15 protein-coding genes, 1 tRNA gene and 1 riboswitch are annotated in these 13,237 nt (G+C 65.7%); of the genes, 9 read left to right on the top strand and 7 right to left on the bottom strand.

Translation table 11 applies throughout. From position 1 onward, the window contains the following. The first annotated feature begins 5 nt into the window (after positions 1-5). On the top strand, positions 6-998 hold the full coding sequence (locus tag IVB48_RS26560) for an SGNH/GDSL hydrolase family protein (RefSeq protein ID WP_247404438.1): 993 nt from the start codon (positions 6-8) through the stop codon (positions 996-998). A gap of 122 nt (positions 999-1,120) precedes the next feature. Here IVB48_RS26560 and IVB48_RS26555 read toward each other — a convergent pair whose 3' ends face one another. Next, on the bottom strand, positions 1,121-2,317 hold the full coding sequence (locus tag IVB48_RS26555) for an O-succinylhomoserine sulfhydrylase (protein WP_247357614.1): 1,197 nt from the start codon (positions 2,315-2,317) through the stop codon (positions 1,121-1,123). Between the two features lie 70 nt (positions 2,318-2,387). Then, a riboswitch (SAM riboswitch) is annotated at positions 2,388-2,467 on the bottom strand. A gap of 110 nt (positions 2,468-2,577) precedes the next feature. Here IVB48_RS26555 and IVB48_RS26550 point away from each other — a divergent pair. The 4 genes from IVB48_RS26550 to IVB48_RS26535 all read left to right on the top strand — a co-directional run bounded on the left by IVB48_RS26550 (position 2,578) and on the right by IVB48_RS26535 (position 6,989). Continuing rightward, positions 2,578-3,684, top strand: a complete 1,107-nt coding sequence (locus IVB48_RS26550) for a 2'-deoxycytidine 5'-triphosphate deaminase (protein WP_027565888.1) — start codon at positions 2,578-2,580, stop codon at positions 3,682-3,684. A 105-nt stretch (positions 3,685-3,789) separates the two neighbouring features. Continuing rightward, positions 3,790-4,200 (top strand): PAS domain S-box protein, encoded by a 411-nt coding sequence (locus tag IVB48_RS26545; protein WP_247404436.1) that lies wholly within the window; start codon positions 3,790-3,792, stop codon positions 4,198-4,200. A gap of 123 nt (positions 4,201-4,323) precedes the next feature. Then, positions 4,324-5,376 carry a hypothetical protein gene (locus IVB48_RS26540; protein ID WP_247404434.1) on the top strand — a complete coding sequence of 351 codons (1,053 nt, stop codon included), beginning with the start codon at positions 4,324-4,326 and terminating at the stop codon, positions 5,374-5,376. 167 nt (positions 5,377-5,543) lie between these two features. Beyond that, positions 5,544-6,989 carry an MATE family efflux transporter gene (locus IVB48_RS26535; RefSeq protein ID WP_247404430.1) on the top strand — a complete coding sequence of 482 codons (1,446 nt, stop codon included), beginning with the start codon at positions 5,544-5,546 and terminating at the stop codon, positions 6,987-6,989. Here IVB48_RS26535 and IVB48_RS26530 read toward each other — a convergent pair. From IVB48_RS26530 to IVB48_RS26510, 5 genes are all read right to left on the bottom strand, one after another. Then, on the bottom strand, positions 6,986-7,495 hold the full coding sequence (locus IVB48_RS26530; protein WP_247404427.1) for a hypothetical protein: 510 nt from the start codon (positions 7,493-7,495) through the stop codon (positions 6,986-6,988). The genes IVB48_RS26535 and IVB48_RS26530 overlap by 4 nt on opposite strands. Before the next feature lie 100 nt (positions 7,496-7,595). Further along, the gene (locus IVB48_RS26525; protein WP_247404423.1) at positions 7,596-7,997 is read right to left on the bottom strand and encodes an SRPBCC family protein; all 402 of its coding nucleotides are present in this window, start codon (positions 7,995-7,997) and stop codon (positions 7,596-7,598) included. Between the two features lie 136 nt (positions 7,998-8,133). Beyond that, complete coding sequence (locus tag IVB48_RS26520) at positions 8,134-8,493, bottom strand: VOC family protein (protein ID WP_247357619.1); 360 nt, start codon at positions 8,491-8,493, stop codon at positions 8,134-8,136. A 56-nt stretch (positions 8,494-8,549) separates the two neighbouring features. Next, entirely contained in the window at positions 8,550-9,389 is an 840-nt protein-coding gene (locus tag IVB48_RS26515; RefSeq protein ID WP_247357620.1) for an AraC family transcriptional regulator, read from the bottom strand. A gap of 9 nt (positions 9,390-9,398) precedes the next feature. Beyond that, complete coding sequence (locus tag IVB48_RS26510; protein ID WP_247404420.1) at positions 9,399-9,977, bottom strand: methylated-DNA--[protein]-cysteine S-methyltransferase; 579 nt, start codon at positions 9,975-9,977, stop codon at positions 9,399-9,401. Between the two features lie 171 nt (positions 9,978-10,148). On the opposite strand from IVB48_RS26510, the gene IVB48_RS26505 reads away from it, so the two are divergent. The 3 genes from IVB48_RS26505 (at position 10,149) to IVB48_RS26495 (ending at position 11,519) form a co-directional block, all read left to right on the top strand. Continuing rightward, a tRNA-Gly gene (locus tag IVB48_RS26505) sits at positions 10,149-10,222 on the top strand. A gap of 238 nt (positions 10,223-10,460) precedes the next feature. Then, the gene (locus tag IVB48_RS26500) at positions 10,461-11,042 is read left to right on the top strand and encodes an XRE family transcriptional regulator (protein ID WP_247404417.1); all 582 of its coding nucleotides are present in this window, start codon (positions 10,461-10,463) and stop codon (positions 11,040-11,042) included. Between the two features lie 9 nt (positions 11,043-11,051). Next, positions 11,052-11,519, top strand: a complete 468-nt coding sequence (locus IVB48_RS26495) for a GNAT family N-acetyltransferase (RefSeq protein WP_247404414.1) — start codon at positions 11,052-11,054, stop codon at positions 11,517-11,519. A 1-nt stretch (position 11,520) separates the two neighbouring features. On the opposite strand, the gene IVB48_RS26490 is transcribed toward IVB48_RS26495, so the two are convergent. Beyond that, positions 11,521-12,048 carry a DUF1003 domain-containing protein gene (locus IVB48_RS26490; RefSeq protein ID WP_247404411.1) on the bottom strand — a complete coding sequence of 176 codons (528 nt, stop codon included), beginning with the start codon at positions 12,046-12,048 and terminating at the stop codon, positions 11,521-11,523. A 112-nt stretch (positions 12,049-12,160) separates the two neighbouring features. Between IVB48_RS26490 and IVB48_RS26485 the strand changes: the two genes are divergently transcribed. After that, positions 12,161-13,219 carry a LacI family DNA-binding transcriptional regulator gene (locus IVB48_RS26485; protein ID WP_247404408.1) on the top strand — a complete coding sequence of 353 codons (1,059 nt, stop codon included), beginning with the start codon at positions 12,161-12,163 and terminating at the stop codon, positions 13,217-13,219. Positions 13,220-13,237 lie beyond the last annotated feature (18 nt).

Here is a 13,237-nt window from a genome sequence, read left to right as displayed (position 1 = left end):
CGTTAATGAGTTCTCTCCGCCCTTTTTGCCTGACGGCATGGCTGGCTGTGCCCGCAGCAGCGCTGCTGCTGTTGCTGAGTCCGGCCTCGCAGTCGCACGCGCAGACGCAGGCCGCGCAGGCAACGCCGGCCCCGCAGCAGTCGGCTGATCCGGCTCCCGCTTCGCCGCCCCAGACCGCCGTCGCAGCGACATCCCCCGAGCAGCGCGGCATCACCGCGCGCGCCATCGACAAGGTGAAGCAGGTCGCGAAATCCGCCGGCGACGTCTTCAGCCGCGTGCCCTGCCTGTCGCCGAAGGGCGGCGCGAAGGCAATGGGCTCGCTGCCGCATGTCGCGGGCAAGCTCGTCGCCGGCCAGCCCGTCGTCATCGTCGCATTCGGCTCGTCGTCGACCGCGGGATTCGGCGCGAGCTCGCCGGAGTTCAACTATCCCAATCGCCTTGCCGCGCAGCTGCACCGGCACTATCCGACTGCCGACATCACCGTCGTCAATGCCGGCGTCGGCGGCGAGGACGCACCCGAGATGATGAAGCGCCTCCAGAAAGAGGTGATCGACGTGCATCCGGATCTGGTGATCTGGCAGGTCGGCACCAATGCCGTGCTGCGCAATCTCGATCCCGGCGATACCGCCAAACTGGTCGAGGACGGCATCAGCCGCATCCAGGCTGCCGGCGGCACCGACGTCGTGCTGGTCGATCCGCAATATTCGCCCGCCGTCAACCAGCGCGCGGACAGCGCCGGCAAGATGGTGAAGTTGCTCGGCAAGGTCGCCGAGCTTCGTCATGTCGGCATCTTCCCGCGCTTCGAGGTGATGCGCGACTGGCACGAGAAGCAGTCGATTCCGGTCGAGAGCTTCGTGATCGCCGACGGCCTGCACATGAACGATTGGGGCTACGCCTGCTTCGCCCAGCTCCTCGGCGACGACATCATCCGCTCTGTCGGCCAGATCAAGCTCGGCGTCAACGTGCCCGCGGACGTGCGGACCTATCGGCCGATGTAAGCATCGGTGCTTAGGGTGGGCGAAGGCGCGCTCTTCGCGCGCCGTGCCCACCATCCATCGGCGCTGCCATCGTGAATGCTGGGCACGCTTCGCTTTGACCACCCCACGATGTCGATGCGTGGCTACGCCTTCTCCAGCGCCGCGGTCAGATCCTCGATCAGATCGTCCGCATGCTCAAGCCCCGCCGAGAAGCGGATGAAGCCCTCGCTGATGCCGAGCGCGGCGCGGTCCTCCGGCTTGAGGCGCTGATGCGTCGTCGTTGCCGGATGCGTGACGAGGCTCTTGGCGTCGCCGAGGTTGTTCGAGATCTTGGCGAGCTTGAGCTCGTTGAGCACGCGGAATGCCGCCTGCTTGCCGCCCTTGACCTCGAGGCCGACCAGCGTCGAGCCGCCGCGCATCTGCTTCTTCACCAATGCGGCCTGCGGATGATCGGCGCGGCCGGGAAACACCAGCCGTGAAATCTTCGGATGGCTCGCCAGCACGTCTGCGATGCGCGCCGCCGTCTCGGTCTGCGCGCGCACGCGCACGGCGAGCGTCTCCAGGCCCTTGAGCAGAACCCAGGCGTTGAACGGCGAGATCGACGGGCCGGTCTGGCGCATGAAATTGTGGATGTGCTCGGCGATGAACGCTTCCGAGGACAGGATGATGCCGCCGAGACAGCGGCCCTGGCCATCGATGTGCTTGGTCGCGGAATAGACCACCACGTCGGCGCCGAGCGCGAGCGGGCTCTGCCAGATCGGAGTGGCGAACACGTTGTCGACGACGAGCCGCGCGCCGCCGCTGTGCGCGATCTCTGCGATGCCGGGAATGTCGAGTACATCCAGCGTCGGGTTGGTCGGGCTCTCCAGGAAAAACGTCTTGGTGTTCGGCTTCATGGCGCGCTGCCACTGGTCGAGATCGAGGCCGTCGACCAGCGTGGTCTCGATGCCGTAGCGCGGCAGCAAATCCTGCACGACGTAGAGACACGAGCCGAACAGCGCGCGCGAGGCCACGACGTGATCGCCGGCCTTGAGCGGCGCCAGGATCGCGGTCGTCACCGCGGCCATGCCGGTCGCCGCCGAACGTGCCGCTTCGGCGCCTTCGAGCTCGATCATGCGCCGCTCGAACATCGAGATGGTCGGATTGGAGTAGCGTGAATAGATGAAGCCGGGGTCCTCGCCCTTGAACCGCGCCTCGCACTCCTCGGCGCTGTTGTAGACGTAGCCTTGGGTCAGGAACAGCGACTCCGACGTCTCGCCATATTGCGAGCGCAGGGTGCCGGAATGGACCAGGCGGGTTTCGGGACGGTAGGACGCGGTGGACGCCGGGGACTTCGACATAGGACCTCCTGAAGTGACCATCGAAAATGGTCACAAAAAAACCGGCCTGGAATATCTCCACGGGCCGGGATCACAGAGGTCCCCGGCCTGTTTAGCGACTTATTTAACGTGGCTGCAAGCCGGCCGGCTCAAATCACCACGGGATAAGTCATGCTCATATTCCGCAATGCCCTTTCCGTCAAGACGTCCATCGGATAGCCGTAAAACGCTCATATTTCCCGCATGTCGGGATGTGTTTGATCCCTGATGAGGACCCCGGGTTGACGTTCACGGTCGCCGCCGACGCCAATGGTATCCTGCCCGACCGCATGATCGCGGCGATGGCGGAGGGCGGTCTCATCCTGCCCGCTTACGACTTCGTCGAAAGCCAGATCCAGCCGGCGAGCCTCGATTTGCGCCTCGGCGACATCGCCTATCGCGTTCGCGCCAGCTTCCTGCCCGGTCCCGGCGCCACTGTCGCCGAGCGCATCGACGAGTTGAAGCTGCACGAGTTCAGCCTCGCCGACGGCGCCGTGCTGGAGACCAACTGCGTCTACATCGTGCCGCTGCTCGAAAGCCTCGCGCTGCCGCCGGAGATCGTCGCGGCCGCCAACCCGAAAAGCTCGACCGGCCGGCTCGACGTCTTCACCCGCGTGATCGCCGACGGCACCCGCCGCTTCGACATGATTGGTGCCGGCTATCACGGTCCGCTCTATGCCGAGATCAGTCCGAAGACGTTCCCGGTGCTGGTCAGCGAGGGCTCGCGCCTGAGCCAGGTGCGCTTCCGCACCGGCGATGCCATCCTCAACATCGACGACCTTGAGGCGCTGCATGCGACCGAGCGTCTCGTCGATATCGACGATGCCGATCTCACCGGCGGCGTCGCCGTCTCGGTTGATCTTTCCGGCGAAAAGAGCGGTGGCTTCGTCGGCTACCGCGCCAAGCGCCACACCGGCGTTATCGACGTCGATCGCCGCGCTGGCTATTCCGTCGAGGAGTTCTGGGAGCCGATCTCGGCCCGCCCCGACGGCAGCCTGATCCTCGATCCCGGCGAGTTCTATATCCTCGCGTCGAAAGAGGCCGTGCAGGTGCCGCCCGATTACGCCGCGGAGATGGTGCCGTTCGATCCGTTGGTCGGTGAGTTCCGCGTGCATTATGCCGGATTCTTCGATCCCGGCTTCGGTTATGCCGGCGCCGGCGGGTTGGGGTCGCGCGCCGTGCTCGAAGTGCGCTCGCGCGAGGTGCCGTTCATCCTCGAGCACGGCCAGATCGTCGGCCGCCTCGTCTACGAGAAGATGCTGGCCCGTCCCGACGCGATGTACGGCCAGCGCATCGGCTCCAACTACCAGGCGCAGGGCCTGAAGCTGAGCAAGCATTTCCGGGTGTAGCGATCACCCGTCGCCCGGATGGAGCGCAAGCGTCATCCGGGAAAGTCTCACTTGTGGCACGATCCCGGCTTACGCTGTGCTCCATCCGGGCCACCAGGTGCTGACATGACCAATCCATCCCAACTCGACGCATACATCCTCGACGACGTCGCCGATGCGCTGATCTATTCGGATCGCTCCGGCACCATCATGCGCTGGAATCGCGCATCGTCCGCACTGTTCGGCTTCTCCGCGGACGAAGCGCTGGGCCAGAATCTCGACCTGATCATTCCCGAACATCTGCGCGCCGCGCACTGGAAGGGTTTCGAGGCCGCGCTAGCCAGCGGCGCGATGAAGCTTGCGGGCAAACCGACACTGACCCGCGCGCTGCACAAGGACGGACGCAAGCTCTACATCGAGATGACCTTTGCGCTTGTGCGGGACGCCGCTGGAGTGGTGCAGGGATCGGTGGCGATGGCACGCGACGTCACCGACCGCGTCGAGCGCGAGCGTGCCGCCAAAGTTGCTCAAAATTAAGCCTGCGCAAAATTCGTGATGCGGAATTGGCGAGCCCGCGTGCAGGGCGCCCTGCATGCGGCTCAGCTTGTCCGTCGCCGGCTGCGGTGACACACTCGATCAAAACAACGATCGGGAGCGAACATGGCCGCTGCATCTGACCCCGCGCAGGAAGCTCAATGGAAACGCTGGCGCGCGGTTGCCGATCTCTATCACGCCTATTTCACCGGCTTGATCCTCACCGTGGTCACACGTCGCGGCACGGCAGATGCCGCGGAGTTCGTCTTTCGCGTGTTCCGCCGCCAGCAGCAGGAGCGCTTCCTGCCGGGGCTGGAGAAGCTCGGGCTGAGCCATCTGCCGCCAGCAGTCGCCGCCGCGCAATATCACTACCTCTCGAACTGGATCGGCGGCGTGCACGTCGAATACATGTATGAGAGCGACCGCAAAGCCTGGGTCCGCTATCCGCCACCGCGCTGGATCTGGAAAGGCACTGCCATCTGCGGCGTGCCGGGCGAAGTCTCGCGCGCGATGCTGCGCGGCTGGCACGCCAACAACGGCGTGGCGCTCGGCGATACCAGATTGGGGTTCGTCTGCACCAAGCAGAGCGTCGACGGCCAGGATGGGCTCGAAGGCTACTATTACCAATATGACCACCCGCTCGAGCTCGACCAGCGCCTCGTGTTCGCGCGGCATCTCGAAGCGCCACTGTTCGATGCAGCCGCGGCTCCGGCCTTGCCGGTCGCAAGCTGGCCAAGACCGCGACTGGAAAAAGCCTACCGCAACTACGCGATGGAATATGTGCGCACCGCCGCGCCCGTGATGGTGCAGCTGTTCGGCCCCGAGGATGCCGGCTATCTCCTGCACCTCACGGGCAAGCTGATCGGGATGCAATATTTTGACGAGATCGCTGCGGCGCTGTCGATGGGCCGCGGCGGTGCGGGCGAGTTCGCGACGTTCCTCAACGCGCTGTTTGTCGCGCAGGACGATGTGGCTGAGACAACGCAATCCGAAGGCACGTTCGAAATCCGTCAGCAGAGCTGGAAGTTGATGGACGGCGTCGCCGATTGCCACCCCGCTTGCGCCAAGGTGCTGGCGGGGCTGTTCGAAGGGCTCGCGGCCGGATGCGGGCGGCACATCGGCGTGCACATGCGCCCGGCCGCGGGGGGCCGGCCGCCGCTGATCTGGACGGTCGGCTGATGTCACCGACCGAAATGCGCTGCCGCAGGGCACGCCTGCATCAGGCGCAGAAGGAATCGGCAATTGCCGTGCTAACAAGCTGAACCCCGCGCCTTTTGCGCGAACAAATTCATTGGCACACCCAGTCATTGCCGCGCCGCAACTGGCGCTCGCGCCCGGGAGAGGACATGTCCGACATCGCCGAGATTCCGGTCGATGAACAAGAGCGACCGCTACCTCCGCCGCCACCCCCGGTGAAGAATGCACTGACCGACGGGCCGATCCTGCGCACGCTGCTCGGGCTGGCCTGGCCCAACGTCGTCGCGCTTTCAGCCGGCACCTGCACAGTGATTGCGGAGACCTCCTATATCGGACGCCTTGGCGTGGAAGCGCTGGCCGCGATGGCGCTGGTGTTTCCGACAGTGATCCTGACCATGACCATGTCGGGCGGTGCGATGGGCGGCGCGGTGGCCTCCGCCATCGCGCGGGCACTCGGCGCCGGCGATCGCGAGCGTGCCGGGACGCTCGCCGCGCACGCGCTCTTGATCGGCATCAGCTTCGGCCTTGTCTTCATGCTGGGCATGCTGATCTTCGGGCCGCGCGTTCTGGAAATGCTCGGCGGCCGCGGCGACGTGTTGACGCATGCGATCGCCTACACCCAGGTGTTTTTCGGCGGCGCCGTGCTGCCCTGGCTGCTCAACACCATGGCCGGGGTCCTGCGCGGCACCGGCAACATGAAGCTGCCCTCGCTGTTGATCCTCAATTCCGCGGCCTGGCAGATCGTGCTCGGCGGCACGCTCGGTCTCGGCCTCGGTCCGGTGCCGCAATTCGGCATGCGCGGCGTCGCCGCCGGCGCGCTGATTGCCTATTGCATGAATATCGGTGTGATGGGCTGGTACCTGTTCTCCGGCCGCGCCCGCGTGACGCCGAAGCTGCGCGGGCTGCGCATCCAATGGGCGATGTTTTTCGACATCCTGAAGGTCGGCGCCATCGCCTGCTTCTCGCCGCTGCAATCGGTGCTGACGATCTCGATCTTCACTCACATGCTTGCGAAATTCGGCACCGCGATCCTCGCCGGCTACGGCATCGGTGCGCGGCTGGAATTCCTGCTGACCTCGATCGCGTTCTCGTTCGGCATCGCCTCGGTGCCGATGATCGGCATGGCGGTCGGCGCCGGCCGCATCGCCCGTGCCCGGCGCATTGCCTGGATCGCGGCGGCGAGCGCCTTCGTTGCCGTCGGTGCACCGGCGTGCCTGGTCGCGGCCTTCCCCGATCTCTGGGTCAACATTTTCACCGACAGCGCGACCGTGCGCGCCACCAGCCATCAATATTTGTCGACGGTGGCGCCGTTCTACGCCTTCATCGGCCTCGCCTCGACGATGTATTTCTCGTCGCAGGGCGCAGCCAAGGTGATCGGACCGGTGCTGGCGCAGACCGCGCGGCTGATCTACATCTCGGCGGTCGGCTGGTGGCTGTCGACGCATGATGCCACCGCGCAAAGCTTCTTCTGGCTGGCGGCGAGCTCGATGGTCGTGCTCGGCCTGCTCTCGTGCTCCAGCGTGGTGCTGACGCGCTGGGGACCGCGCCAAACCAAACCGGCGATCAGGCCGGCTCTGTCGGCCGCTTCGGACTAGCGATGCCTGTGGCGGCGATGGCCGCCACTGCCGCCGACATTGGCGAGCCGTATTAGTTGCGGAATCATCGCCATCATGTCGCCGCCGCCGGCGCCGCCGAGCATGCCCATGATATCGCCGCCGCCCATGCCGCCCATGCCCGTCGGCATGGTGCCGCCTCCGGCCATCGGCGCGTAGCCGCCGTAATTGGGCGCACCGAAACCGCCGCCGAGATTGCCGCCGCCGAGGCCGCCAATTCCGCCGCCGCCCATCATGCCACCAAGACCACCACCGCCATTCTCCATCATGCGGCTCATCATCGGGCCCATGGTCTGCATCATCATGCCGAAGCGGCGCTTGCCCATCTTGGCCTTCATCATCTCCAGCATCGGCGCCATCTGGGTCATCATGTCCTCGCCGCCGGCACCTCCGCCGCCGAGGAACTGGGCCTTTGCCGGTCCGCTCGAAATCGAAAACATCAGCAGCACGGCGGCCGCCTGGCAGATCACCTTGTCCGCACCTCTCATGGCCTGCTCCTCGCGTGCGGGGCGCCGCCGGGAGAGCGGAGCCAACCGGACGCACGCCGCCATGGTTAGTGCGGACGAGGGCTGGGCTCTGTGAGAAAGATCACGCAGCTGCGGCTGGAAACGCTCGGTGTATGGCGGCGACGGCGTCCTTGGTCTGTCCCTGCACATAGGGCGCGAGCTCGTTCGGCAGCATGTCGATGATCCAGACCAGGCGGCATCTCGCCTCGCCCTCGGCGATCACCTGCACCGAGGCGCTGTAATGCTTTAGACGCTCGTTGTTGATCGCGTAGACCAGCCGCCGCCCGGCATCGTCGCAATCGACCAACACCTCGCGCGCCACCGATCCGTTGGCGAAGGTGACGATGCGCGCGTCGCCGTTGAGCGTGCAGGCCGTGACGAAGCCCGGCGCCAGCCGCTGATGCAGCGCGCCGAAATCGCGAACCGCATCCCAGACGTCGTGCGCCGGGGCGGGGAGGGGAATGTCGTTGTGGATGGAGGCCATGAAGGTGTCCTTGGTTGCGTTAGATTTTGGTCGAGGACCCCGTCATTGCGAGCGCAGCGAAGCAATCCAGAGATGTTTCCGCGGTTGGAGTCTGGATTGCTTCGTCGCAAGTGCTCCTCGCAATGACGGAGCGAGCTCACGTGCAGACCGCCTCGACATTGTTACCATCGGGATCGATCAAGAACGCCGCGTAGTAAGTCGGGCTGTAATCCTTGCGCGGGCCGGCACCGCCATTGTCGCGACCGCCGCTCTTCAGGCCCTCGCTATGGAATGCCTTGACCGAATCATGATCCCCAGCGCGAAACGCGATATGCGCGCCATCCGCCTTGCGCCCCTTGTTCAGGTGCAGCCACAGCGCCGGCTCGCCCTTCGGCCCGAAGCCGGCATAACCATCGCCGCTCGAGCACAAGACATAGCCGAGCGGCGCCAGCACCGCGGTGTAGAAGCGCTTGGCGGTGTCGAGGTCGGCAACGCGCAATCCGATATGATCGTACATGGTCGTCTCCATTTCCAAAGCGCGCCGCAATCGGCGCGCGCCGGAGACGAACCTAGTCAGTTGAGCGCAAGCTGCTCTTGGAGAATCTTGCGCTCCCCCTTCGAGGCCTGACGGAACTTGGTTGGCGAGACGCCGGCGGCGCGGTGGAAGGTGCGGACGAAGTTGGAGAGATCGCCGAAGCCGACGTCATAGGCGATGTCGGTGACTGCGATGTCGTCGTCGGTCAGCAGCCGCGCCGCATGCCGCAGCCGCGAGCGCACCAGATATTGATGCGGGGTGACGCCGAGCACGGCGGAGAACAGCCGCAGGAAGTGGAAGGGGCTGAGGCCTGCCTGCCGCGCCGCCTGTTCGAGGTCGACCTCGGCATGCGAGTTGGCGTCGATCCACAGCGCGGCTTCCACGGCGCGGCGGCGATCACGCGCCGTCGGTGTCGTCGGCTTGCGCGTCTTGCCCGACACGACATCGACGAAACGGCCGGCGAGGATCTGCCCGAGCTCGTCGAGACCGAGGTCGCTGTTGCCATCTGCCGCCGTCTGGGCGAGTTCGCCCAGCACCATCAGCTCGGGCAGCGGCGGCGTCGCACCGACCTGCCAGACGTCGCGCCGGCCGCCGAGCGCGTCGACCAGATCGTCGCTGAGGAAAAAGGACAGGCAGACGTCGCCGGCGACATGCTCATGCGTGCAGGTGTATTCCTCGCCCGGTGCGCCGACCAGCATCGAGCCGGCCACCAGCTCGAAGAAGCCGGCGCGGCAATGACAGCCAAAGCTGCCCGCGCGGACATAGGCGATGGAATGGCCGGTGCGGCACTCCGCAAACGGGCTGTCGTCCGGTCCCGCGTCGCAGCGAAACTCGGAGACCGTCATCGAGGGTGTGGTCAGCAGCGTCGTTGCATCCATGCCACCTATCTAGGTGGAGGGTCTCGGCGGGGCAACGGGCAGCAGGACGTCGAACAGCGTCTTGCTGGCGATCGGATGGGCGCCCTCGAGCGACAGCAGCCGCCGCTTGGAGATCACGCCGCCATAGGGCGAGAGCCGGTCGGTGTAATTGCCGGCCTCCAGCACCCGGTGGCAGGGCACGATCAGCATGTAGGGATTTCTCGCGATCGCCTGTGCCACCGAATGCGCGGCGCCGGAGGCGCCCAGCGTCTTGGCGATCTCGTGATAAGTGCGCGTCTCCCCGCGCGGGATGGCGCAGGCGGCTTCGTAGACCCGCCGGTTGAAGCCGGGCACCCCGCTCGCGTCCAGGCTAACCTCGGAAAAATCAGCATCGCTGCCTTGCAGCAAGCCCACGATGCCCTCGATCGCGAACGCGGCGTTCGCGGAAGGCCGCTGCTCGCGCGCCTCGGGATGGACCTGGAAAATCCGGCGGCGGGTGTCGATCTCCCGCGCCTCCGGCAATTGCACGGCGACGATACCGGTGCTGCTCCAGATGATGCCGCAGCGCCCTATGGTCGTGTCGAATATCGCGTAGCCACGCCCCACCATGCACACGCCCCACTCAGTGCACGTCTCCCCAGACAGGCGATCATAACACCGCCACAATCCGGCGCATCCAAAATCTTGACGGAAACTTAAGAAGGGTCAGGCGGGCTGCGCCAAAGCGCTTGGCGAGATGCGCCGTCTCGGCTAATCAGAGCGGGCGCAGGCTGCGCATCCGCGGGCGTAGTTCAATGGTAGAACGGCAGCTTCCCAAGCTGCATACGAGGGTTCGATTCCCTTCGCCCGCTCCATCCTGCTTCGCGTCAAGGCGCTTCGCAGGACTTTGATATCTCGGCAACGCGAAGCAGGATGCCCTTCGAAGCCTTGGCGAAGAAGGGCCGATGTTCTCTCGCGTGCGCCAGACCAAGTTTCCAATATATTAGCTCGTCGTGACCGGCACCCGGCGCGCTCTCGGTTAAGCTCTCTCGCCTGGTGGCTTGCGGTCACCGCGCCGGGCCATGTTCGGATGAAAGTCAGGACCTACAAGCAATGGACCAGCAAAAGCTCGATCGCGCGATCGGTCGTCGCTTGAAGACGCTTCGGACGCAGGCCGGCATGACGCTGAATGAGCTCGCAGGCCGCTCCGGCGTCAGCCGTGCGATGATCGGACGGGTAGAGCGGGCGCAGAGCAGTGCGACGGCTGCGCTGCTGGGTAAACTTTGCGCCGCGCTCGACGTGTCGCTCAGCGACGTCGTCGCGTTGGCCGAAAAGCCGCCGGAGCGGATGGTGCGGCTCGCCGACCAGCCGCACTGGCGCGATCCCGACAGCAGCTATCGCCGCCGCCACGCTTCGCCGACGGACGCGGCGAGCGGCATCGAGATCATCGTCGTCGATTTGCCGGCGGGTGCGCGGGTGCCGTACAGCCCCTGGGGGCGCAATGCCTTCACCCAGCAACTGCTGATGCTGGAGGGTGCGATCGCGGTGCACATCGACGCCAAGGCGGTTCGCCTGCGCGAAGGCGACTGTCTCGATTTCGACGTGATGCGCGCGGTGATCTTCGAGAACGAGACCAGACAGGATGCGCGCTACGTCATCATCACGCGCCGCGGCGCGTCCTACGGCAAGATGTGAGCCCTGACGATGCAGATCCGCACCGGCGACACCTTTGATCCACGCGTCATCGCGCTGCTCGACCATCACGTTGCGGCGGCGCGAGCACAGACCGCGCCGGGCAGTGCGCATGCGCTTGATCTCGCCGGGCTTCGTGCCCCGGAAGTCGCGTTCTGGACCGGCTGGGACGGCGACACGCTGGTCGCCACCGGTGCGCTGAAGTCGCTGTCGGGAGCGCATGGCGAGGTGAAGTCGATGCACACGCTCCGGACCACGCGCCGGCGCGGCTTTGGCGGTGAGATGCTCCGCCACATCATCACGGAAGCCCGCGCGCGCGGCATGGCGCGGCTCAGCCTCGAGACCGGCTCGTGGGACTATTTCAAGCCGGCGCACGCGCTCTACCGGGCGCATGGCTTTGTCCTCTGCGGCCCGTTCCAAGGCTATGTCGATGATCCCAACAGCCTGTTCCTGACTTTGGATCTGTCGGCGAGCCGATAGCTCAGGAACGCGTCTGCTCGATCCTATCGAGCACGCGCTCGGGGGCGATGTCGCGGCTTGCCTCCTCCAGATCCCGCTTCGAGTCGGGCTGGACGTCCAGCCGCTCGGCGATCTGCGTGAGGAGGCGGGCAACCTTGGTCAATTCGTGCTCGGCGAGCAGGCTGATCTGGAGATCGAGATCGGCGCGCTTGTCCGCGGCTGCGCTCATGCGGTTCTGCGAGATCAGCACGAATGTCGACAGGAAGATCGCCTCGACCGAAGCAATCATCGCCAGCACCACGAAGCTCTCGTCCCAGGCCGGAATTCCCGGCAGCCAGTGCAGATTGGCGATGATCCAGAAGCCGAACACCGCGACATGGAGGTAGACGAACGCCATGCTGCCGGTGAACGCCGTAATCGCATCGGCGACCTTTTCCTGACCCTTGGCCGCGCGCTGCTCGCGGCGGCGGCGCGCGACCAACGCCTGGATGTTGCGCTCGAGGGTCGGGCTCAATCCCTCGCCGGGATCATGGGTGATATCGTTACGCACGGGGCAGCAACGGCGGACGGGAAAGGCTGTTCCTAGGCCCAACTGCCGGAAAATGCCTGCCGCCCCTCAAAATGAGTTGCGTACCTCAAAATACCTCTGCTAGCCTTCAGCCATGGCCGAGACGCTCACCACGACCGCGCTGACGCTGAAGGACATCGCCCGCCAGGCCGGCGTCAGCCTCGCGACGGTGGACCGCGTCCTGCACAATCGTCCGGGCGTGCGGCCGGATACGGTCCGGCGCGTAAAAGAGGCGATCGAGCGCAATTCGTTCCAGCCTCACGTGGCCGCCGCCGAGCTCGCCCGCGGCCGCGCCCGCCGTTTCGCCTTCGTGATGCCGTCGGGACCGAACCCGTTCATGCAGCAGATCCAGGATTATCTCGGCGAGATGTCGGGCTGGTTGTCGTCCCGCCGCCTCGGCGTCGAGACCGTCGCAACCGACGTGTTCGATCCGTCCGTGCTCGCGGCTTCCCTGGAAGGGCTCTCCGACGATTACGACGGCATCGCCGTGGTGGCGCTGGACCATCCCGGCGTCCGCGCCGCCATCGACGATCTCGTCGATGCCGGCACCAGTGTCGTGACGCTGGTCTCCGACGTGCCGTCGTCGCGCCGGCACCATTATGTTGGCATCGACAACATTGCCGCGGGGCGCACCGCCGGCGCGTTGGTCGGACGGCTGGTCGGCCAAAAGTCCGGCAAGGTTGCGATCGTCGCGGGCTCGCAGGGCCTGCGCGATCATGCCGAGCGCATTTTTGGCTTCAACCAGGTGATGGCCTCTGAATTCCCCGGCCTCAGCGTGCTGCCGGTGCTCGAAGGACGCGACGAGGACGTGCGTTCGGAACAATTGTTGGCGCGGCTGTTGAGCAGGCATGCCGACATCGTGGGTCTTTATAATGTCGGCGCCGGTACGCAAGGCGTCGCCAACGCGTTGAATGAAAAGTCCTTGGGCGATGCCAGCCGCGACAAGCAGGTGGTGTTTGTCGGACACGACGTCACTGCGCTGACGCGCCGGCTGCTGCTGCAGGGCGTGATGCATGCCGCGATCTCGCAGAACCCCGGACACGAAGCGCGCGCGGCCGTGCGCGTGCTGCTCGCGCTCGCCCGTGGCGAGCCGATCTTGCGCGAACAGGAGAAGATCAGGATCGACATCGTGATGCGGGACAATCTGCCTTAGCGGCAGGTGGAATTCAAA

Source organism: Bradyrhizobium sp. 76 (assembly GCF_023073025.1).
Classification (GTDB): domain Bacteria; phylum Pseudomonadota; class Alphaproteobacteria; order Rhizobiales; family Xanthobacteraceae; genus Bradyrhizobium.
This window is presented reverse-complemented; position numbering and strand designations above follow the sequence as displayed.